The organism is Streptomyces sp. NBC_01351, assembly GCF_036237315.1.
Taxonomy (GTDB): domain Bacteria; phylum Actinomycetota; class Actinomycetes; order Streptomycetales; family Streptomycetaceae; genus Streptomyces.
Window position 1 is genome coordinate 4,062,328 of record NZ_CP108356.1, and the last position, 21,953, is coordinate 4,084,280.

Consider the following 21,953-nt stretch of genomic DNA (forward strand, 5'->3'; position numbering starts at 1 on the left):
GGTCCCTACCCACCCGCTAGTTCGCGAGAGCAGGAGTTCTCAGCATGACCGACAACGTCGTCCCCCTGTTCAAAGAGCCCCAGAGCTCCACCGACACGATCCCCGCGCCCGCCCCCGGACCGGCCGCGCCCGACGCTGTGAAGCCGGTCCGGGTGTGGCGCCGGACCGGGCGAGGCCTGCGAACGGCGGTCACCAGCGAGCGGTCCCGTACGGCGGCGCGGCTGGTGGCCCGCCACGGCATGTACGTCATCGGCGGCACGAGGATCACCGCGAAGCGGACGTGGGACGGGCGGACCGCGTCCCGGTACGAGCGGATGATCCGCGCCGCCGAAGCGGGCGGGAACTTCGACGAGGCCAAGGAGTGGGAGGACCGGCTCCAGCGCTTCCGCGCCGGCCGCCACCACCGCCGCATGGACCTGCTCCGGTCCGCCCCCGACCTCACCAAAAGCGCCCTCTACGGGACCGGCCTCACGGTCGGTGGCCTACTGCTGCTCGGGATCGTGCTGGCCATAGCGAACGAGGACATCTCGTGGGTGGTCGCCCCGATCGGAGCGGTAATCGAGGCGATCCGCTGGATCGTCGCCGTGGCGACCGTCGTATGGGGACCGGCACTGACGGTCGGGCCGTGGCTGGCGTTACTGGCCCTGTGGGGAGTCGGCCGGCGCCAGCAGACCGCGCCGCAGTGGACGCTCCCCGCCCAGCAGCGCGACGACGCCGGAGCACCCATCACCCCCTCGATCGTGGTCACGGCCCTGCGGGACCTCGGTATCGCGCCGCTGCGCAACGCCATCAAGGACATGGGGGACGCCGGCGCCGGAATGCTCGGCCCGATCCGCATCGCCGGATGCGGCGTCGAGGTCGACGTCACCCTCCCCTCCGGGGTCTCCACCGCCGAGGTGCAGGGACGCCGCAGGAAGCTCGCCGAGAACCTCGCCCGCCACGAGCACGAGGTGTTCATCACGCTGCCCGCGGCTGCCCGCACGGTGCGGCTGTGGATCGCCGACTCCGGCGCACTCGACGAGCCGATCGGCCCGTCCCCGCTGGTCACCGACGAGACCATGACCGCCAACTACAAGACTGGCAAGGCCCCCTGGGGCCAGGACCTGCGCGGCGACGCAGCACTGATCAGCCTGTATCAGCGCATGCTGCTGATCACCGGCCTGTCCAACCAGGGCAAGACCGCCGCCCTCCGCGCGCTCGCCCTGTGGCTCGCCCTCGACAAGACGGTCGAGTTCCGCATCGCCGACCTCAAGGGCGTGGGCGACTGGGACATGTTCGACGGCCTGGCCACCACCCTGATCCAGGGCCCGACCGACGAGCACGTCATCGACGCCACGGAGATGCTTGAGGGCGGGGTCGCGGAGATGGAGCGCCGTATCCAGGCACCTCCCGGCACGGTGTTCCCGCCGCTGGTCCTTGTCGTGGATGAGGCGCAGGTGGCGTTCATGTGCCCCGCCGTCGGCGACGACAAGCGGCCCTACGGCGGCTCCAAGGCCACGTCCCGGTACTTCATGGCCGCACGGAAGATCCACAACCAGGGTCGGGCCGTGGACGTGACCCTCTGGGAGGGCACGCAGGACCCCACCGACCAGAACCTTCCCAAGCTCGTCCGCGAAGGCGCCCACACCCGCGTCTCTCTTGCCCTGGGTACCGAGTCGCAGGCCCGCATGGCCCTGGGTGACAAGGCCGTCGACGGCGGCGCCGCTCCGCACCTGCTCCGCCAGGGCCTCGACAAGGGGACCGTGGTCGTCGCGTCCGACGGCATCGCCATCCCGGCCGGGCAGGCATCCATCACCGTCCGCACTCACTACATCGACACCGACACCGCCAAGCTGATCGCCGAGCGGGCCAAGGCCCTCCGCGACGGCGTCACCACCGCCCACACCATCGACCACGGGCCGGCGGCCGACCCGCTCGCGGACATCCTGTCCGTGCTCGGCACCGAGCCGCGCGTCCTCACCCAAGACGTCCTCAAGCGGCTCGCCGCGCTGAACAAGGACGCCTACGGCGGCTGGTCGTTCCTCGACCTCAAGCGGGTCCTCGACGGCACCGGAGCCGAGCCCTACAAGTCCGACGGCCGCATGGTCATCGGCCGCGAGCGCCTCGCCCGCGTCCTCGCCAGCCGCCCGGACAACGGTTCCGCTTCCGCCGCCGAGTAGAGGGAGCCGCACGGTCCCGGGTCAGGGAGGCAGGGAGAACTCCCTGACGGCCTCCCTGACCTGCCTCCCTGGCTTTGACCTGCGGAAATGATCTGTCAGGGAGGCAGGGAGGCGCCGCAGGTCAGCGCCCCGAAACCCCCTCCACACGCACCCCCACAGGGGGTGCCCACGCCTCCCTGCCCCACCAGCGGCAGGGATTCCGCATGACCCGTCCGACATGCCGAGAGCGGCCCCCTCTCACGCCAATGAAGCGGGGCCGCTCTCATCCAGAACGCTCAAGAACTGGAGAGACCAGCATGACCCACACCACCGACTTCCCGCGAGGCCCCGGCCGCCTGGCCTTACCCCCGAACCTGCAGACCGCGCTCTGGCTCGCCGAGATCGGCCTACCCGTGGTGCCGCTGCGGAAAGGCAAGCTCCCCTTCGGGAACTGCCCGGCCTGCGCGGGCTCGGCCTGCGGGGACCGGCCCCACATGAAGTCCGCTGGCCCCTGCCAGTGCCCCGCCCCGTGCCACGGCTGGGCCGCCGCCACGGTCAACCCCGACGTCTTCACCGGCCCGGCCTGGGCCACCGCCTGGCGCCAGGCGGTGGCCATCGCCTACCACCCCGGCGGGGCCGGACTCACCGTCGTGGACCTCGACAACGCCGACGCGGTCGCGTGGGCCCGCCAGGAGCTCCCCGCGACCAAGACCGTGGCGACCACCCGCGGCGAGCACTGGATCTACCGGGGCGCCATGCAGTCCGCGAACAAGCTGCGGCCCGGCGTAGACATCAAGTCCCGCATGTCCTACGCCCGCTGGTACGGCATCGGCACGGGCACCATCACGGCCCTGCCGGACGTCGTCCGGGCGCTGGTCGTGAGGGAAGAGACCACCCGGCCGCTTCGTGAGGAGGTGGACTCTTCGTCTCCCGGCCGCGCCGCCTGGGACCGGTCGGTGGCCACCGGCTGTCGCCACACCGAAACCTTCGTCCAAACCGGCCTGGCCCGGGGCCTCGCCAAGGTCGCCGCATGCCGCGAGCAGGGCGCGGGCAGCACCGCATACGGCGTCGCCCGCTTCCTCGCCAACCAGCACACCGCGTGCCCCGGACCCTGCGGTCTGGAGACCATCAGGCGCCAGATCATCGACGAGGCCGTCGATGTCGGAGTGCCCGAGGCGTACGCCGCCCGCGCCGTCGCCAATGGTTTCAACGCCGTGGCGGTGAGGGCGTCATGACCACCAGCCCCCGCTCCGCCGAACCGACCCCGCCCCCCGCCGGGAGTGGCGCGCCGAAGGTCGTCGCCGAAGGCGTCCTTTCTGCCCTTCGCTCTGACGCGCACGGGGACGATGGGCGCCGCATCGTCGGGTGGCTCGTCATGCGGGCGCCAAAGCCCGGAGGGACCCCCACCGTTCGGTCGTGGTGCGTGTGCGGCAGGAACCTCGGTTCCGTCGGATACGCGGCCGGCGGCAATCTGATCGCCGACCACGAGCAGCACCGCGCCACCTGCTCCGAGCAGGCCCCGCAGGACGACAGGAGGGCAGCATGAGCGACGTGGAGGAGCTTCCGGCTCCCTCCCACCCGATGGCCGTGGCCCGCCGGGTCCTGCCCGACTGGCAGGACGAGCAGCAGCGGCTGCTGTACCGACGGTGGCGCGGATCCTGGATGCAGTGGACCGGCACGTGTTGGCGGGAGCTGGACGAGCAGCAGATCCGAGCCGCCCTCTACACGCGGCTGGAGCACGCCACCTACACCGCTGGCCTCGACAAGGATGGCAACCCCGAGATCCGGGACTGGGCCCCCACCCGAACGAAGATCAGCAACCTACTCGATGCCCTCGGAGCGATCACGCTGCTGCCGAACGACGTAGACGCCCCGTCCTGGGTCGACCGCGAAGAGCAGGACGCCAGCGTCATCGTCGCCTGCCGCAACGGGCTGCTGCGCATCCGGGACCGAGAGCTCCTCACGCACGGGCCCGGGTTCTTCAACATCGTGTCCATCCCCTTCGACTACGACCCCGCAGCCACTGCGCCGAACTGGAAGTCGTTCCTCCACAAGCTGTGGCCCGACGACCCCGCGTCCGTCGCGACCTTGCAGGAATGGTTCGGCTACGTCCTGTCCGGCCGGACTGACCAGCAGAAGATCCTGCTCCTGAAGGGGCCGAGCCGTTCCGGGAAGGGCACCATCGCCCGGGTCATGCGAAAGATGGTCGGCGAGAACAACCTCGCCGGGCCGGCGCTCTCGGCCCTGGGCACGAACTTCGGGCTCGCCTCTCTGATCGGCAAGCCGCTCGCCGTCATCTCCGACGCGCGTCTGTCGGGCAACGACAGCGGCGTGGTCGAGCGGCTGCTGACAATCTCCGGCGAAGACACCATCGACATCGACCGCAAGTACCGCGATGCATGGACCGGCAAGCTCCCCACTCGGCTCATGGTCCTCACCAACGAACTGCCCAACTTCGGAGACGCTTCCGGAGTCATCGCCCGCCGGTTCATCGTGCTGAACATGACGCTCTCGTGGCTCGGCAAGGAGGACACCGAACTCGACGGCAAGCTGGCCGCCGAGATGCCCGGGATCCTCAACTGGGCCCTGGAAGGCCTGGCACGTCTGGAGCACACCGGCCGGATCACGCAGCCGGAATCCTCCCAGGAATCCATCACGATCATGCAGGACACCGCGTCGCCCACCAGCGCATTCGTCCGCGAACGTTGCACCACGGGCCGAGACTGCACGATCCCCGTGGACACCCTCTGGGCGGTCTGGCGCGAATGGGCCGAGGACAACGGCGTCCGGGCCATCGGAACCAAGCAGCTCTTCGGCCGCAACCTCCAGTCCGTGGTCCCCCAGCTCCATCGGGCCCGCCCGCGCGACGCCTACGGCCGCCAGGTCCCCACGTACACCGGAATCACCCTCACCCAGTCCGACCCGCATCGCTGAGAGACGCGACTCAAGCGACTCAAGCCCCTCACACCCCAGGGGTTGAGTCGCGCTGAGTCGCTTGAGTCGCGACACGCGCAAATGTGGGACCAACTCAGCCGGGAAGCAAGCCGACCCATTCGAGGAGAGACCGATGGCACGCCCTCAGATGCTCCGACTCCCCGAGGTGCTGGATGAGATCGGGATGAGCCGAGCCGCCTTCTACCGGATGCGCGCCCGGGGCCAGGCCCCGCGGCTGCAGAAACTGCCCAACGGACAGATCCGCGTTCGGCGCGCGGACCTCGATTCCTGGTGGGAGACCTGCGCCAGCGCCGTCTAATCCGACATCCCACTCCGAAGGGGCCCACTCGTCAGTGGGCCCCTTCGGCATTCAGGAGACCTACATGCAGACCTACGACGTGCGCGTCTGGAACATCCGACGCCGCGCCAGCAAGAGCGCGCCCTTTCAGCTTCGTTGGACCGTGGACGGCAAGGTCCACCAGGAGCCGTTCCTGACCAAAACGCTTGCGGACGCCCGCAGGGCTCAGCTCGTGACGGCCGCCGGTCGTGGCGAATCCTTCGACACGGAGACCGGGCTTCCGGTCTCCGAGCTTCGCCAGCTCAACCGCACTTCCTGGTACACCCATGCTCGGGATCACGTCGCGATGAAGTGGCCGCAGGCTGCTGCGAAGCATCGCGCGAGCATTGCCGAGAGCCTGAGCATCGCCACGATGACGCTCTGCCCGAACAGCAAGGGACGGCCGGACGAGGAGCTGCTGCGGCGTGCGCTCTACCAGTGGGCGTTCAACGCTGGCCGGCACGGGCAAAACCCGCCGGACGAAGAGGCTCGGGCACTGGCCTGGGTCGAGAAGAACTCTCCCGCGATGGTGGACCTCGACAGCGCGGGCAAGATGCGCACGGTTCTGGATGGCCTGGCGAGGCGGAAGGACGGGAAGTCGGCAGCGCCGAACACCATCCGGCGTCGCCGAGCCGTGCTGAGCAACTGTCTCCGCCTGGCGGTCGAGAAGGAGCTGCTCCCCAGCAATCCTCTGCACCGCGTGCACTGGGAGACACCGAAGGCCGTCGAGGAGCTGGACGAGCGAAGCGTCGCCACTCCGGCACAGGCCAGGCTGCTGCTGGACGGCGTGCGCGGGCAGGGGGCCCGGGGCAAGCACCTGGTGGCGTTCTTCGGGTGCATGTACTACGCGGCCATGCGCCCCGAAGAGGTCTCCGTGCTCAGCCTGGATCAGTGCATCCTCCCCGAGAGCGGATGGGGGCGGGTGGACCTCTCCGGGGCGCGTCCACAGGTCGGTTCCGGGTGGACGGATGACGGGATGCCATACGAGGAACGTGGGCTCAAGCACCGTGCCCGGCGGACCGTGCGTCGTGTGCCGATCCCGCCCGCGCTGGTCGTCCTGCTGCGCGAGCACATCGACCAGTTCGGTGCTGGCGCCGACGGCCGGCTATTCCAGGCTGTCCGTGGAGGCCCGATCCGGTCCCAGGAGTACGGGGCGGTGTGGAAAGAGGCTCGACGCCGGGCCCTCACGCCGGCGCAGGCGGCATCCCCGCTCGCGTTCATTCCGTACGACCTGCGACACGCCTGCGTGTCCTTCTGGCTGCGGTCCGGGGTCAGCCTGGCCGAGACGGCCCGCAGGGCGGGGCAGAGCATCGCAGTGCTTCAGCGCTACTACGCCAAGGTGCTGGACGGCGAGGAGGAGCGCATGAACGAGTTGATCGACCAGGGGTTCGCGGACCAGGCGAAGGGCGATCAGCCGACGCTCTGATGGAGCGGAAACCTGGCCGCAGGTTGGCCGTACGCACTGGTCAACAGTGGGATACGGGCGAGACAGGGTGAGACAGGCCGAACGCCGAAGGGGTGCCCCTCTGTGAGGGGCACCCCTTCTGATCAGGATGTTCTCTGACCTGGTGGCGGTGGGTGTGGGATTTGAACCCACGGTGACTCGCGCCACGACGGTTTTCAAGACCGTTCCCTTAGGCCGCTCGGGCAACCCACCCTCGCCCCTGCCGGACAGCGGCGGAGCGGGATCCAGAGTACCGGCTGTCAGGGGTGTCCGGGTCGTGATCAGCTGCGGCCTCTACCCCGGCGGTGCTGGCCGAACCGGCCCCGCCGGTCGTGGGGGCCCCGCGTGAGTTCCTGGTCGGGCTCCTCGCTGCGGTCCGAACGCCCACCCGCGTAGGGTTGGGAGCTCGGATCGTACGTCCGGGCGGGATCGGGAACCGGATCGCCGTATCCGCTCAGGTCCTCCTTGGGCCGCCCGCGGTCCGGAGATTCGGGCTCCTTCGTCCTGCCGGTCTCGGGGGTTCCGCGCTTCCCTGCCGCCGGCGCGTCCAGTGCCGCGAGCTGCTCCCTCAGTTCCGCGATCCTGGCCTTGGGATCCGCGACGCCCACGTCATGTGGGGTCGTCGCTATCCGGTAGGTCAGTTGGCGCAGCTCGGTCAGGAGCGTCTCCTTCTCCTCGTGCCGTAACCGGGAATCGTTCTTGTCGCTCTTGTCCAACTCGCATCCTCCCCAAGCGCATTGGTACGAGCAGCGTATGTAGCGATGCCGCCCGCGGGAAGGCACAGAGGGCACCGGGGCACTGCTCCGGTGCCCCAGGATCAGGCGGTCTGGGCCTTGTCGTAGGCCGCCTTTGCCTCGTTGCCGAAGTACGGGCCGTACATGCGGTTCGGCAGGAAGGTGTAGCCGAAGCTGTTCACCGAGACCTGGGTGCCCAGGCCCGTGGTCTCGTTGAAGTCCTGGAACCAGGGGCCGCCGCTGGAGCCGCCGGTCATGTTGCAGGCCAGGCTGTGGTCCCTGGTGAGCAGGAAGTCCTTGCCGCTGTTGCCGCTGCAGTAGACCAGCTTCGTGCCGTCGTACGGGGCGGCGGCGGGGAAGCCGAAGGCGTACATCCGCTTGTTGTAGCCGCCGTTGAAGAGGATGCCCTGGGCGCCGACGACCTGGCTGAGGGTCTGGCCGTTCAGGGGGGCGACGACCGCGAGGCCGACGTCCATGTTCATGTCTTCGCTCGCGGCCCATTGGTCGGTGGCGAAGGTCTTGGTGGCCGACCACTGGCCGTAGGGCGCGTTGCCGTTGTTGTACGCGGGGACGAACGTCCAGTTCGTGTGCCAGGCCCCCTGGTACTTCACGCAGTGGCCGGCCGTGATGACCGTGCTGCCGTTGGCGCTGGTGACCGAGTCACCGGAGCAGGAGGCGGTCCGGCCTCCCATGGTGAAGAAGACCCGGCCGGAGGTCTTCACGACCGCTCCGCCGCCCGTCCAGGCCCCGCCCGCCTGCGGGAAGGCCGTGGGAGAGACGGAGGCGGCCGTCGGGGCGATGTTCGTCGGGGCGGCGGAAGTGGCGACCGGGGTGCGGTGCGTGCCGGGGGTCGCCGTGACGTCGAGCGGGGCCGCGGCGCGCATCCGCTCGGCGGTCCAGAAGCCCTGGGTGTGCTGTTGCCGGAAGGACGTGGGGGTGTCCGCCGCGGTCGAGGGGGTGGCCGCCGTCAGGACGCCCGCGACCAGGGCGCCCGTCGAGAGCAGGACGGACAAGGCCTTTCGATGACGATTCACGCATGACTCCTTCTGCCGTGCCCGGGGACGGGGTGGCCGTCGGGGCAGGGTGGGGGTGAAGAGCGGTCGGTGCGGATCGGTTGTTCGAGTTGCCGGGAGGAGAGTGGCACGGGCGGGTCGCAATGTCAGCGGGCAGTCGGAACGTTCGGTCGGTTCCGGCCAGGAAATGGCCAACTCCCTTCCGTCACATCGTGAGCAGCACGCCCGCGTACGAGACCCCCGCGACCACCACCCACGCCCCGAGCCCCAGCACCGCGGCCCGCCCTCCGGTCCGGGCCAGCGTCGGCAGGTGCACCGCGCTCCCCAGGCCGAACAGGGCCGCCGCGAGCAATGCCTCCTGCGCGGTGTGGGCCCAGTCCAGCGCTACGTCGGGCACCGCGCCGGTCGCCCGCAGCGCGGCCGCCGCCAGGAATCCGGCCACGAACAGCGGTACCGGGGCCGGCCGACGCCCCGAGGCGGTCCGCACCCCTCGCCGCCGGGCCCGTACGGAGAAGGCCACGGCCGCCACGAGCGGGGCGAGCAGCGCCACCCGCATCAGCTTCACCAGCACGGCATCGCCGAGCGCGCCCGGGCCCGCTGTCTGCGCGGTGGCCACCACCTGGCCGACGTCGTGGACGCTCGCGCCCACCCATCGCCCGAAGGCGGGGTCGGAGAGCGCCAGCGGGCCCTGGAGGAGGGGGAGGACCGCTATCGCGAGGGTTCCGCACAGGGTGACCAGTGCCACCGAGGCGGCCACGTCCTCTTCATCGCTGCCCGACACCTCGCTCACCGCGCCGATCGCCGAGGCCCCGCAGATCGAGTATCCGGTGGCGATCAACAGCGGCTGGTCACCGGGGAGTCCGAGGCGGCGACCGAGCCAGAGGGTGCCGAAGAAGGTCGCCGCGACAACCCCTGCCACCATGGCCACGGTCCCCCAGCCCAGTCGCGCGACCTGGTCCAGTCCCAGACCGAGCCCCAGCAGGACGATGCCGATCCGCATCAGCCGCCGGCCGGCCAGGGAGAGACCGGGGCGGGCGGTCCCGCGCGCGAAGGTCCGTAGGCCGGGGAGATGCGCCACCGCGATGCCGAGCACGACCGAGGCGGTCAGCAGGGGGACGGCCGGCACGAGACGGTGGACGCACCAGGCCGCCAGTGCCCCGCCCGCGGCCATCGCCAACCCGGGCCAGGAGGTGGATGTTTCACGTGAAACATGCCGGACCGCCACGCCCTGGGGGCGGTGGAGGAGGGCCATCAGTCGACCGGCAGCGTGTAGACGCGGCGGATGCTGGTACCCAGCCGGGACACGTCGGCTCCGTACACGTGCAGGGATATCGCCTTCGTGCGACAGGAGTTGCGCACCTTGTGGATGTCTCCGGGCGGGGCGAAACCGCAGACCTCGCCCTGGGTGTTGACCACGTCCTCGGTGGCCACCAGCCGGGCCGGACCGACACCGGGCGCCAGGCGGAAGCGGCGCTCGCTCTCCTCGCCCTGGTGCACCCCGGCCACGCACCACGACACGTGGTCGTGGATGCACGTCTCCTGGCCGGGCAGCCACACCAGCGCCACCACCGAGAAGCTGCCGTCGGACTCGGCGTGCAGGATGTGCTGCCGGTACCGCTTCGAGTCGCCTTCGCACTGCGCGGGCGTCAGGAGGTCGGCGGCGCCCAGATGCGGGGCGACCCGTTCGCCGACCAGGTACGCGGTCAGGTCCGGGGCCAGCCCCCGCTCCACGACCGTGCGGATCTCACTGACGAGGGCGGCCATCCTCGTGGTGGTACGGGCCGGCGTGGTGGTGGTCATAGCCGCAGCGTCCTGCCGCCGACCCATCACGTCCAACGACAGTTATGACCTCAAATCCCAAGTACTGCTTATGGGTTCTGGTCGCTGGTCAGCAGCCGACCCGGTTCGCCGCCACCCGCCGGAGCGCGTCGAGGACCACGGCCGTCGCCGGGACGCGCAGGTGGTCGCGGTACACGTAGGCCGCGATGTGGCGGCGCGCGGTGGGCTGCAGGGCCCGTCCGCAGACCTTGCTGAGCGAGAGGGAAGGCAGGACCAGCGCGGGCATCATGGCCACGCCCAGGCCTTGGGCGACCAGGCTCTGCACCACCAGGTTGTCGTCGGTGGCGAAGCGGATGTCGGGTACGAAGCCCAGCTCGGCGCACTCGTGCAGCAGGTTCGCCCGGCATCGCGGGCAGCCGGCGATCCACCGCTCCTCGGCGAGATCCGCCAGGTGCACAGCCCTGCGCCGCGCCAGCGGGTGCCCGGTCGGGAGCAGCACGGTCAGCTGGTCCTCCAGCAGCCTGACCTCGGTGACCTCCTCCGGGATCTCCTCGTGCAGCCCCGGATAGGTGAAGGCCAGAGTGATGTCGCACTCCCCGCGCTCCAGTCGGCGCAGCGACTCCGGGGGCTCCCCCTCCAGCAGCTCGACCTGTACGCCGGGATGGTCCTTGGCCAGACCGCTCAGGGCCTCCGGCACGAGGGTGACGTTGGCGCTGGGGAAGCCGCACAGCCGCACCCGCCCGGTGCGCAGACGCGCGTACGCCTTGAGCTGGGCCTCGGCGGCGGAGAGGCTGCCGAGGATCGTCTCGGCATGCCGGGAGAGGGACTCTCCGGCCTCGGTGAGCTGCATCTTCCGGCCCACGCGGGTGAACAGCGGTGTTCCGACGGCGCGTTCCAACGCCTTCATCTGCTGGGTGATGGCGGGCTGGGTGTAGCCCAGCACGCGGGCGGCCGCCGAGTAGGACCCGGAGGCGACCACCTCATGGAACGTCCGTATGTGCCGGGAATCGAACACCAGCGAAGCATAAGCGGACGTTGGGAGGGGCCGCAGGCGGAATCCCGCCTACGGCCCCTCCCCATCAGGCCACTGCCGTGGCCGGTGGTCCTGCTCGCGCCGGCCCTCGGCCCTACTTGTCGCCGACCCGCGAGGCGAGCGTGACGTCCACCGTGGTCGGCTTGCCGCCGCGCAGGTAGGTGAGCTTCACCGTGTCGCCGGGCTTGTACGTCCAGATCATGCTGATCAGGGTCGGGCCGCTGTCGACCGGCTTGCCGCCGAAGTCGGTGATGATGTCGCCCGGCTTGAGACCGGCCTTGCCGGCCGGACCGTTCGGATCGACCAGCTCGTTGGCGGCCGCGCCCTGCTCGGAGATCTTGGCGCCCTCGGCCTTGGACTGGAGGTCCACCTGGACCAGCAGCGCCGGGTAGACCGGCTTGCCCGTCTTGATCAGGGACTCGGCGACGTTCTTCGCCTGGTTGATCGGGATGGCGAAGCCGAGGCCGATGGAACCGGCCTGGCCGCCGCCGAAACCGCCGTTGCCGGCCGACTGGATCGCGGAGTTGATGCCGATGACGGCGCCGCGCCCGTCGAGCAGCGGGCCACCGGAGTTGCCCGGGTTGATCGAGGCGTCCGTCTGCAGGGCGCTCATGTACGAATTCTTGCCGCCGGAGCCGTCACCGGAGGCGACAGGGCGGTTCTTGGCGCTGACGATGCCGGTCGTGACCGTGTTCGACAGGCCGAACGGCGCGCCGATGGCGATGGTCGCGTCGCCGACCGCGACCTTCTCGGAGTCGCCGAGCGGCAGCGGCTTGAGGCCGGCCGGAGGGTTCTTCAGCTTGAGGACGGCGACGTCGTAACCCTGCGCCCGGCCCACCACCTCGGCCTCGTACTTCTTGCCGTCGGAGAAGATCGCGGAGAGCTTGCCACCGTTGGCGGCCGAGGCCACCACGTGGTTGTTCGTGAGGATGTGGCCCTGCTGGTCGTAGACGAAGCCCGTGCCGGTCCCGCCGTCGCCGTCACCGGCCGAGGCCTCGATGGTGACGACGCTGGGCAGTGCGGCGGCGGCCAGACCCGCGATCGAACCGGCCTCGCGCTTGAGGTCCTTCGGGGTGTTGCCGGCGGTGATCGTGGTCGACCCCGTGCCGTTGCTGCTGCGGTCGGCGGCCCAGTAGCCGACGCCGCCGCCGATGCCGCCCGCGAGCAGGGCCGCCACGAGGACGCCCGCGATCAGGCCGCCCTTGCCCTTCGGCTTGGCCGGCGGGGTGCCGTCGGCGGTCAGGGGCGCGCCCCAGGCACCGCCTCCGTGGCCTCCCTGGCCGCCGGGCGCGCCGTACCCGGGCACGGCGGGCGGCGGGGGCGGCCAGCCCTCGCCGCCGTGCGCGGCCGGAGCGGGGGCCTGGCCGTAGGCCGGGGCGGGGTGCGCCGGAGCCGGGTACGCCGGGGTGGCGGGCGCCGCAGCGGCGGGCGGCGGGGTGGGCGGGAGCTGCTGGGTGTGCTCGGCGCCCGGCGCCGGAGTGGGCGGGAGCTGCTGGGTCACCGGCTCTGCGGCGGGCGCGGCCGCGGGGACCACCGGGGCGGCCGGAGCCGTCGCCTCGGCAGGGGCCGGGGGCGCCGGCGGTGCGTCCGCCGGCTGCGGAGCAGGCGCGGGAGCCGCAGGCTGCGTCTCGGAGGCCTGAGCGGGGGGTGCGGACGGGGCCGCGGGGGGCGTCGGGGCCGCGGTGCCCTCGTTCTCGGTGCTCACAGCGCTCTCTCCTCGTCACACACGGCTTCAGAAATCTCTGGCAAATCTCTGGCAATCGGTCCGACTGAACGTTCGACTTGCCACACAAGTTCCTGGGCAAAGCCTTTCCCATCACCCGTCAGAGCACTGTAAGCCGGACCTGTGCATCTCCTCCTATTCTTTATATCGGGCATTTCGGATGCATCTGCAGGTCTCGACCTCGACGCCCGGGGCCCCCTCGGTGGCACCATGACCCGGTGACCCACGCAACGCCGCACCCCATCCAGGTCGTCGCCCACCGCGGCGCCTCGGAGGACGCCCCCGAGCACACCCTGGCCGCCTACCGCAGGGCCATCGAAGACGGCGCGGACGCCCTCGAATGCGACGTCCGGCTGACGGCCGACGGCCATCTGGTCCTGGTCCACGACCGCCGGGTCAACCGCACCTCCAACGGCCGCGGCGCGGTCTCCGCCCTGGAGCTCGCCGACCTCGCCGCCCTCGACTTCGGTTCCTGGAAGGACCGCGAGGAGTCCCCCGACTGGGACGCGGACCCGGAGCGCACCTCCGTCCTCACCCTCGAGCGGCTCCTGGAGCTGGTCTCCGACGCCGGCCGGCCGGTCCAGCTGGCGATCGAGACGAAGCACCCGACCCGCTGGGCCGGACAGGTGGAGGAGCGCCTCCTGTTCCTCCTCAAGCGCTTCGGCCTGGACTCCCCGCCCACCGAAGGACCCCACCCGGTCCGCGTCATGAGCTTCTCGGCGCGCTCCCTGCACCGGGTGAGGGCAGCCGCCCCGACGATCCCGACCGTGTATCTGATGCAGTTCATCTCGCCCCGGATGCGGGACGGGCGGCTGCCGGCCGGCGTCGGAATCGCCGGTCCGGGGATGCGGATCGTACGCAACCACCCCGGCTTCATCCGCAAGCTCCAGGGCGCGGGCCACTCCGTACACGTATGGACTGTGAACGATCCGGAAGACGTTCAGCTCTGCGCTGATCTGGGTGTGGAAGCGATCATCACGAACAGACCTCGTCAGGTTCTGTCCCAACTGGGCCGCTGACGTCCCCTTTTGCGCACCCACCCCGCCCGCCCCTCCCGTAACAGGGTGTGCACCGGCGCATCCGCTCCGCATTCGTCCGGCGCGAATGCGTCAGAGGGCCCCGCTCCGGCGGTTTCCGGTCCAGGCCATTGGGGCATCCAGACCATGCGTGGGGCTAAGGAGGTTCCGGGGGTGGCGTTGGTGGTGGCACAAGAAGTGCCCACGTCGTCGTGCATGGATGTACGCCATGGTCCTGCGGGCGTGGGCGAGGCGAGACACCGGATGCGTGAGCAATTGCGCATCAGCGGGGTGTCCGAATCGGTCGTGGACGATGCCGTACTGATCCTTTCCGAACTGCTCAGCAACGCTTGCCGACACGGCAGGCCGCTGGGCGCGCGGGAAGTCGGGGACGGGGAGATACGCGCCGCATGGCGCTTTGACACAGCGGGGCGACTGACGGTCGAGGTCACGGACGGGGGCGGGCCCACTCGCCCTGTTCCTGCCACGCCCTCGGTCACCGCGCGCGGTGGTCGGGGGCTGAACATCATCAGTGCCTTGGCCCAGGACTGGGGTGTCCGGGACGGAGCGGCGGGTGAGGTCACCGTGTGGGTGATCGTTGCCTGTGGGCCCCGGCACGAGGATTTCGCTACGCGCGTTGCGCCCCCGGCGATCGATTTCAGTACCGCCTTCGACGATCTCGATCCCTGAGGGCGACACACGACAACAGACACGCGGAACAGACACACGGAACAGAGAAACAACCGAACACCGCTCAACGACAACTGGACGACGCGGGAAGAGACAAGCAGCCGTCCGGGAGCGCACGCCGACCGTGCTCCCGGCCGCACCCCACCGGTTCCGGCGGTACGAACGGCTAGGCTCGCGCCCAGACACGACGCCGTACCGCCGCAACCGGGAGACACCCACGATGGCCAAGAAGCGCCCCGCAGCCAAGTCTGCAAAGCCGCAGCTCAACAACGGTGAAATCCCCGTGGTGGGCGCCCGCGAGCCCTGCCCCTGCGGATCCGGGCGCCGCTACAAGGCCTGCCACGGCGCAGCCGCCGCGCACGCCGTCACCGAGCACGTGCGGCGCCCCTTCGAGGGCCTGCCGGGCGAGTGCGACTGGGTCGCGCTGCGCGAACTCGTGCCCGCGGCCACCGTGCCGCTGACCCTCAAGGGCGGTCTGCCCGAGGGAGTTCCCTCCGTCACGCTGGTGACCGTACTGCCCATGGCCTGGCCGGCCCTGCGCCGCGAGGACGGCTCGGTCCTGCTCGGCCTGCAGAACGAATCGTCCAGCGGGGACCTCGGCCGCGACCTGGCCGACACCCTGGAGCGTGCGCTCGTGGCGGACCCGGGTACTCCCGTGGCGGCCCGCCGGGTTCCCGCCGAGGGTCCGCGACTTCAGGATCTCCTGGACTCCGACGGCGGTTTCGAGCCGGTTGTCCACACCGGCTTCGAATTCTGGATTCCGGAATCGGAGAGCGCCCAGAACGCCTCTCCGGAGATCGCCGCCTCGCTGGAGCGCGCCAACGCGGCCGCCATTCCCACCGTCAAGCTGACCGGTGTGGACGCGGCCTACTGGTGCGAGACCCCGGAGAAGAACCACCTGCGCTGGGTCATGCCGCACCCCGAGGAGAAGCTGCTCGACGCCCTCGCGCGGCTGCACGCGGCCGGTACCTCCTCGCTCGGCGAGGGCACGAAGCTCGTCGGTTCCTTCCGTGCGCACGGCCTGATGGTCCCCGTCTGGGACCTGCCCACCGGGGTCACGGCGGAGGACGTGGAGAAGCCCGCGGCAGAGCTGGCGGAGCGGCTGGCCGGAGCCCTGGCCACGGACGCCCCGCTGACCACGGAGGAGCGCCGGGCGCGCGGCGGGCTCACCAACCGCCAGGTGACCCTCAGCTGACACATCACCGGTCCGCGACCCCTCGTGGACCGGTGACAGGTGTCACAACTCCCGCTAATCGTCTGCAAATCGGTGTCTGAATATCAGAGATCGAATTTGCGAACAGGCGATCTCTTGTTACCGTTCTTGTAGCCCGGTCGCTGGTGCATCCCCCGTCGCCAGCGACCGGGCCCTTCCATTTCAGGCGGGACTCAACCGTCACCCGGCGCCGGTGAGTTGCTCCCGGACCGCAGCAGCAGCTCCCCTTCATCATCCGGAACTGCAAATTCCGCTACGGCCGAGTAGTTGTCCGGAACCCCCGCCGAGGCCTCCCTCGGCGTCTCGCACAGCCCCGGTTCGTCGCTCGCGCCGACCGCACATCGGATCTGCACGGTGCGGCCCGCCGGTCCCATCACCGTCAGCACGGCGTCCAACGCGTGACCGCTGGTGTTCCTGTAGTAGCTGCGACCCCACGTCTGCCCCTCGCCCACCAGGACGCAGGTCTGCGCCTCCACCCCGTGCGGCGAGGACACTTCGGGGCCGCAGCGCGCGTCCGTACGCGGCGCGACGGCCGGGCCGGGCTGCCCAGCGGGGGTGTCGGCCGCCGAGCGCGGAGAACTCGTAGCGGATCCGGGAGAACCGGTAGTCCCCTGGGACCTATTGGACCCAGCAGACCCAGCAGACGCTTCCGTCCCGTGAGACCCGTTCGAGGAGTCGGAAAGACCCAGGGTCGAGAACAGGTCGCCGCCCTTTCCGTCATCCTGAACGGCGAAATCCGGCCCGGCGATCGCTCCCGCGAGCGGGAGGGACAAGATGATCAGCACACCGGCGCCGATACCGATCAGGCGGAGATTCATTCGCCGAAGATAGCGACGCGGGAATGGGGCCCGGAGAGCCCCGCGCCCAATTCCCTTGGAAACTCGTCCCTCTGGCACCCGTACGAGTGATCAGTACGCGAGCCGGCTGCCGCCGCCGGGTGCGCCGCTGCTCGCCTCGACGAGCGCGTCCACGACCGCCTCGACGTCGGGCAGCCACAGCTCCTCATCCGGACCCGGCTCCCGCTCCCAGCGCACCTGGCCGCCACTGGACGCGGCCGATGGCGGCAGCAACAAGTAGCCGCCCTCGCCGTGGAAGCGCAGGGAGGAGGGCACGTGGTCCTTGGCGTAGAGGAGTTCGCCGAGCCGTTCCAGTGAATACGGCGCCACCAGCAGCGACCAGCGGGTCGGCGTGGCCACCACCGGCCCCAGCCGCAGGCCTTGCGCGTCCAGCCGTACGAGGGCACGCGCCGCGGCCCCGGCCGGCAGGCTCACCGCACAGGGGGCGGTCCCACCGGTGGCCAGGAGGACGGGAGCGGCGGGCCGCCGCGTCCACCACCAGGCCACCATCCGCGGGTCGGTGGTGGCCGCGAGCAGCCCGGGGTCGAAGGGGTGCGCGCCGGGAACGACGCAGTCGGGGTCGGGGCAGGCACAGCGCGAGCCGTCCGAGGCGGACCGGCCGACGCCGGGCAGGACGGGCCACTGCCGGACGGTGGCGCAGGTGAGCGCCGCGTCGAGGAGGGCCGGCGGGGCGTCGACCCGCCCAGGGGCGGGGCGCAGGGATCGAAAGCGGTCGCGGAGCCGCTGGAGACGCCTTCCGAGGATCTCGCGCATGAGCGCTCGTTCCTTTCCGTTGAACGCCGAGGGCCACATCACACCACGTAACCGGTGTCTCACCACACGTACACGTTTCGCGTCACTGTCCACCAGAAGCAGGTTCACACGGTTCGTGCAGTCGTCTTACGGGTCCATCAAACGTCCGGCGGGCATGGAGCGCGACCCGCGCCGGTACCGAGACCGGCTGCCGCCGATAAGGACGGCGACCCGCGCCGGGCGGTTCCAACTGGCCCCGGGCGCTACCGGTTACGTACCCGAACCCCCTGTCGGGTCCGTCCAGTCGATCGTAAAAACCGCTTGCTTCCAGCTTTTTCCGGCCAAGTTCTAGCCTTGGCCGGACCGTGAGTTGCCACCTCACGGACACCAGGATTCCCACCTGGGCAATGCTGGACATGGATCCGTGTGTGCGTGTAGATGTGGATTCCTTGATGGCGACGCAGCACGATCTGGGGGTTTGCGATGCTATATGGCGAATCGCACCAGGTGGAAAGGCGGACGCCATGAGCGCCCCGCATCTGCCGAAAGTGGCTGGAATCGATCCAGCAGTTACCGCGTCACCGCACACTGCGGCGCCCACACCCGCGCGGACCACCCCCGCCCAGGCCACCCCGGCCACCCCGGCCCCTCCGGCCGGCCCGGGCAGCCTCATCCAGGACCGGCTCGCAGGCATGGTCTCGGACCTCACCACCCTCCACGAGCTCACCGAGCGCCTCGCCCGCACCAGCGGCCTCGACGCCTCGCTCCACGAGTTCCTGCGCGCCGGAGCCTCCCTCGTGGGCGCCCGCCGCGGACTGGTCGTCCTGGAGCCCTCCGACGGACTCGGCCCGACCACCACGATCGGCCTCGGCCTCGGCCACGCGGACCTCGGCCACATCGAGACCGTGCCGCGCAGCGCGACCTCGTACGGACGCATCCTCGACGGCCTGCCCGACGCGCACGGCGGCTCCGAGGTGCTCCCGGAACCGGACGCACCCGCCGGCACCGGCGGTTTCGCCGCCCCCGTCGACCCCCGCCACCGCGAGGTCGCCGCCCGCCTCGGCTACGCCGCCAGCTACGCGCTGCCGCTGACCGCAGAGGCCACCGGCCGGCTCGGCGCCGCCGTGTGGCTCTACGACGAGCAGGCCGAACCGAACGACCGCCAGCGCGACCTGGTCGGGCTCTACGTGCGGCACGCCGCGGAGCACCTGGCCAGGATGCTCGAGGTCGAGCGCTCCCGCTCCCGGCTGGCCACCATCGCCGAGGAGCTGCTGCCCAGCCGGCTGCCCCGAATCCCCGGGGTCCAGATCGCGGCCCGCCACCACACGGGGCCGCGCGGCGGAGGCGACTGGTACGACGCCCTGCCGCTGCCCGAGGGCGCCCTGGGACTGGCCGTCGGCTCCGTCACCGGCTCCGGGCCGAGCGCCGTCGCCGCCATGGGCCGGCTGCGCGCCTCGCTGCGGGCGTACGCCGTCATGGAAGGCGAGGATCCGGTCGCGGTCCTGTCCGACCTGGAACTGCTGCTGCGGCTGACCGAGCCCGCACGCTCCGCCACCGCGCTCTTCGCGTACTGCGAGCCCGCGGGGGGTCCCGGCGGCGAAGGACAGCGGACCAAGATCATCCTGGCCGGCGCCGGGCACACGCCGCCGCTCCTCATCGGCGAGCGCCGCACCGAGTACGTGGAGACCACGCTCTCCGCACCGCTGGGGATGCTGTCCTGCTGGGAGGCACCGAGCGTGGACATCGAGCCGGCCGCCGGAGAAACGGTGCTGCTGTACACGGACGGGCTGCTGCGCCGCACCGGAGACCCGATGGACCGGGCCTACGCGCGGCTGCACGCGGCCGCCGCGGGGGTTCCCCGGAGCGCCCGGGAGGATCCGGGAGCGATCTGCGACCACATCCTGCGGACCGTACTGCCCGAAGGGGAGCCGGAGGACGCGCCCGAAGACGTCGTCCTGCTCGCCGCCCGGTTCGAGTGATTCAGCGCGTGATGTAGCGGTTGCCCCTGTTGTGACTATTGCGGCCATTTTGGCTGTTTGTGCTATATGGCACACGGCCTTCGGGGGCCGCCCGCTCACACATACGATGGACGAGGTCCACACCCAGGTCCGTGTCTGTCGTAGCTGAGGAGAAGACGTGGCTGACGAGCTCACCCCGGAGACCCCGGAAGAAGAGCAGCCCAAGAAGACGCACAAGCAGCGCAAGAACGGTCTGTACCCGGGCGTCAGCGACGAACTTGCCGAGAGCATGCGCACCGGCTGGGCCGACACCGAGCTGCACGGGCTGGAGCCCATCGCGCAGGCCGCACACACCGCCGCCCGCCGCGCCGCGCTGTCCGCCCGCTTCCCCGGCGATCGCCTCGTCGTCCCCGCGGGCCGCCTGAAGACCCGCTCGAACGACACCGAGTACCCCTTCCGCGCCTCGACCGAGTACGCGTACCTCACCGGCGACCAGACCGAGAACGGCGTCCTGGTCCTGGAGCCCACTGGGGAGACCGGGCACACCGCCACGATCTACCTGCTGCCGCGCTCCAACCGCGAGAACGGCGAGTTCTGGCTCTCCGGCCAGGGCGAGCTGTGGGTCGGCCGCCGCCACTCGCTCACCGAGGCCGAGCAGCTCCTGGGCATCCCGGCAAAGGACGTCCGCGAGCTCGCCGAAGCGCTCACCGAGGCCGAGGGCCCGGTTCGGGCCGTCCGCGGCCACGACTCCGTCATCGAGTCCGCCCTCACCGACAAGGTGACCAAGGAGCGCGACGAGGAGCTGCGCGTCTACCTCTCCGAGGCCCGCGCCGTGAAGGACGAGTTCGAGATCGGCGAACTGCAGAAGGCCGTCGACTCCACCGTCCGCGGCTTCGAGGACGTCGTGAAGGTCCTCGACAAGGCGGAGGCCACCTCCGAGCGCTACATCGAGGGCACCTTCTTCCTGCGCGCCCGCGTCGAGGGCAATGACGTCGGCTACGGCTCCATCTGCGCCGCCGGCCCGCACGCCTGCACCCTGCACTGGGTCCGAAACGACGGCGACGTCCGTTCCGGCGACCTGCTGCTGCTCGACGCCGGCGTCGAGACCCACTCCCTCTACACGGCCGACGTCACGCGCACGCTGCCGATCAACGGCACGTACACGGACATCCAGCGCAAGATCTACGACGCGGTCTACGAGTCCCAGGAAGCCGGCATCGCCGCCGTCAAGCCGGGTGCGAAGTTCCGCGACTTCCACGACGCCTCCCAGCACGTACTGGCCGAGAAGCTCGTCGAGTGGGGCCTGCTGGAGGGCCCGGTCGAGCGCGTCCTGGAGCTCGGCCTGCAGCGCCGCTGGACCCTCCACGGCACCGGCCACATGCTCGGCATGGACGTCCACGACTGCGCGGCCGCGCGCACCGAGGCGTACGTCGACGGCACGCTGGAGCCGGGCATGTGCCTGACCGTCGAGCCCGGTCTGTACTTCCAGGCCGACGACCTGAGCGTGCCCGAGGAGTACCGCGGCATCGGCGTCCGGATCGAGGACGACATCCTCGTCACCGAGGACGGCAACCGGAACCTGTCGGCCGGACTGCCCCGCACGTCGGTCGAGGTCGAGTCCTGGATGGCGCGCCTCAAGGGCTGACGCTCAGGAGCCGACGCACTCCGCCGGTGGGCGGGATCCCGTACGGGGTCCCGCCCACCGGCGCGTCGTACCCCGTCCGGGATCAGGAAACCTTGAGCAGCGCGTCGTCCCGCCACTTCAGCATCTTGTCGAAGCTGACGACCGCCCCGCGGCCCGGCCGGTTGCGGAAGCGGACGTGATCCGCGAGCTCCGCGATCAAGTGCAGTCCCCGGCCGTTCTCGGCCAGGGACGGTCTGCGACGGGCCACCGTCGCGGCAGGGAAACCCGGCCCCGAATCGCTCACCTCGATGCGACAGCGGTCCCCGTCCAGATAGGCCGTGACGTGGTACGCCTCGGTCTCGTGCGGGAGGTCGCCGTGCCCTCCGTGCTCCACCGCGTTCGCACACGCCTCGCTCAGGGCCACCGAGAGGTCGAAGGAGATGTCCGGGTCCACCCCCGCGGTCTCCATCGTCCCGAGCAGCAGTCGCCTGGCGAGCGGCACGCTCGCGGCTTCGCGCCTCAAGTGGAGAGACCACCAGATGCTCATACTGTTACCTATTGCCGCCCACGGGGGGTCATAAGCGCTTCGAGGGCGACCGAGCGCGCAATGCCCCCGTTCGGCCGATGGCGGCGCTCCCGGACAGCGGTGTATGCGGGCGGCCGGACCCCGGCACCGGTGCCCGTCTCAAGCCATCCCCAGAGCGGACTCAAGGGACCTTCCGGACCTG

Annotated in this window: 19 protein-coding genes, 1 tRNA gene and 1 pseudogene; 11 read left to right on the forward strand and 10 right to left on the reverse strand. The window is 70.7% G+C overall.

The annotated features are described in order from the left end of the window. The first annotated feature begins 44 nt into the window (after window positions 1–44). From OG625_RS18680 to OG625_RS18705, 6 genes are all read left to right on the forward strand, one after another. Window positions 45–2,159: an ATP-binding protein gene (locus OG625_RS18680; protein WP_329382115.1), complete on the forward strand. Its 2,115-nt coding sequence runs from the start codon at window positions 45–47 to the stop codon at window positions 2,157–2,159. A 296-nt stretch (window positions 2,160–2,455) separates the two neighbouring features. Then, window positions 2,456–3,373: a bifunctional DNA primase/polymerase gene (locus tag OG625_RS18685; protein ID WP_329382118.1), complete on the forward strand. Its 918-nt coding sequence runs from the start codon at window positions 2,456–2,458 to the stop codon at window positions 3,371–3,373. A 188-nt stretch (window positions 3,374–3,561) separates the two neighbouring features. Then, a complete protein-coding gene (locus OG625_RS18690) occupies window positions 3,562–3,684 on the forward strand; it encodes a hypothetical protein (protein ID WP_329382121.1) in 123 nt (40 codons plus the stop codon). Continuing rightward, window positions 3,681–5,072, forward strand: coding sequence for a DNA primase family protein (locus OG625_RS18695; protein WP_329382124.1), 1,392 nt, complete (start codon window positions 3,681–3,683; stop codon window positions 5,070–5,072). Before OG625_RS18690 ends, OG625_RS18695 begins: the two co-directional genes overlap by 4 nt. Before the next feature lie 133 nt (window positions 5,073–5,205). Continuing rightward, window positions 5,206–5,391 (forward strand): helix-turn-helix transcriptional regulator, encoded by a 186-nt coding sequence (locus tag OG625_RS18700; protein ID WP_329382127.1) that lies wholly within the window; start codon window positions 5,206–5,208, stop codon window positions 5,389–5,391. Between the two features lie 64 nt (window positions 5,392–5,455). Beyond that, a complete protein-coding gene (locus OG625_RS18705) occupies window positions 5,456–6,835 on the forward strand; it encodes a tyrosine-type recombinase/integrase (RefSeq protein WP_329382131.1) in 1,380 nt (459 codons plus the stop codon). Window positions 6,836–6,978: 143 nt separating this feature from the next. Here OG625_RS18705 and OG625_RS18710 read toward each other — a convergent pair. From OG625_RS18710 to OG625_RS18740, 7 genes are all read right to left on the reverse strand, one after another. After that, window positions 6,979–7,066 (reverse strand) — tRNA-Ser (locus OG625_RS18710). Between the two features lie 68 nt (window positions 7,067–7,134). After that, on the reverse strand, window positions 7,135–7,569 hold the full coding sequence (locus OG625_RS18715; protein ID WP_329382134.1) for a hypothetical protein: 435 nt from the start codon (window positions 7,567–7,569) through the stop codon (window positions 7,135–7,137). Between the two features lie 101 nt (window positions 7,570–7,670). Beyond that, window positions 7,671–8,621 carry a trypsin-like serine peptidase gene (locus OG625_RS18720; RefSeq protein ID WP_329382137.1) on the reverse strand — a complete coding sequence of 317 codons (951 nt, stop codon included), beginning with the start codon at window positions 8,619–8,621 and terminating at the stop codon, window positions 7,671–7,673. A gap of 184 nt (window positions 8,622–8,805) precedes the next feature. Next, a complete protein-coding gene (locus OG625_RS18725; RefSeq protein ID WP_329382140.1) occupies window positions 8,806–9,852 on the reverse strand; it encodes a YeiH family protein in 1,047 nt (348 codons plus the stop codon). Beyond that, window positions 9,852–10,400 (reverse strand): cysteine dioxygenase family protein, encoded by a 549-nt coding sequence (locus tag OG625_RS18730; RefSeq protein WP_329382143.1) that lies wholly within the window; start codon window positions 10,398–10,400, stop codon window positions 9,852–9,854. The genes OG625_RS18725 and OG625_RS18730 overlap by 1 nt, the downstream gene beginning before the upstream one ends. An 88-nt stretch (window positions 10,401–10,488) precedes the next feature. Then, entirely contained in the window at window positions 10,489–11,394 is a 906-nt protein-coding gene (locus OG625_RS18735; protein ID WP_329382145.1) for a LysR family transcriptional regulator, read from the reverse strand. Between the two features lie 112 nt (window positions 11,395–11,506). After that, entirely contained in the window at window positions 11,507–13,117 is a 1,611-nt protein-coding gene (locus OG625_RS18740) for a S1C family serine protease (RefSeq protein WP_329382148.1), read from the reverse strand. Between the two features lie 236 nt (window positions 13,118–13,353). Between OG625_RS18740 and OG625_RS18745 the strand changes: the two genes are divergently transcribed. The 3 genes and pseudogenes from OG625_RS18745 to OG625_RS18755 all read left to right on the forward strand — a co-directional run bounded on the left by OG625_RS18745 (window position 13,354) and on the right by OG625_RS18755 (window position 16,036). Next, a complete protein-coding gene (locus tag OG625_RS18745; protein WP_329382151.1) occupies window positions 13,354–14,154 on the forward strand; it encodes a glycerophosphodiester phosphodiesterase in 801 nt (266 codons plus the stop codon). An 85-nt stretch (window positions 14,155–14,239) separates the two neighbouring features. Continuing rightward, window positions 14,240–14,841 (forward strand): annotated as a pseudogene (locus OG625_RS18750) (ATP-binding protein). A 220-nt stretch (window positions 14,842–15,061) separates the two neighbouring features. Further along, the gene (locus tag OG625_RS18755) at window positions 15,062–16,036 is read left to right on the forward strand and encodes a DUF5926 family protein (RefSeq protein WP_329382154.1); all 975 of its coding nucleotides are present in this window, start codon (window positions 15,062–15,064) and stop codon (window positions 16,034–16,036) included. Window positions 16,037–16,227: 191 nt separating this feature from the next. Here OG625_RS18755 and OG625_RS18760 read toward each other — a convergent pair whose 3' ends face one another. Both OG625_RS18760 and OG625_RS18765 read right to left on the reverse strand, forming a co-directional pair. Beyond that, window positions 16,228–16,872, reverse strand: coding sequence for a hypothetical protein (locus OG625_RS18760; protein WP_329382157.1), 645 nt, complete (start codon window positions 16,870–16,872; stop codon window positions 16,228–16,230). A 90-nt stretch (window positions 16,873–16,962) separates the two neighbouring features. Next, window positions 16,963–17,664: a bifunctional DNA primase/polymerase gene (locus OG625_RS18765; RefSeq protein ID WP_329382161.1), complete on the reverse strand. Its 702-nt coding sequence runs from the start codon at window positions 17,662–17,664 to the stop codon at window positions 16,963–16,965. Between the two features lie 386 nt (window positions 17,665–18,050). On the opposite strand from OG625_RS18765, the gene OG625_RS18770 reads away from it, so the two are divergent. Beyond that, a complete protein-coding gene (locus OG625_RS18770) occupies window positions 18,051–19,622 on the forward strand; it encodes a PP2C family protein-serine/threonine phosphatase (RefSeq protein ID WP_329382164.1) in 1,572 nt (523 codons plus the stop codon). A 157-nt stretch (window positions 19,623–19,779) separates the two neighbouring features. Continuing rightward, window positions 19,780–21,246, forward strand: a complete 1,467-nt coding sequence (locus tag OG625_RS18775) for an aminopeptidase P family protein (protein WP_329382167.1) — start codon at window positions 19,780–19,782, stop codon at window positions 21,244–21,246. 82 nt (window positions 21,247–21,328) lie between these two features. On the opposite strand, the gene OG625_RS18780 is transcribed toward OG625_RS18775, so the two are convergent. Next, window positions 21,329–21,772: an ATP-binding protein gene (locus tag OG625_RS18780; protein WP_329382170.1), complete on the reverse strand. Its 444-nt coding sequence runs from the start codon at window positions 21,770–21,772 to the stop codon at window positions 21,329–21,331. Between the last annotated feature and the right edge of the window lie 181 nt (window positions 21,773–21,953).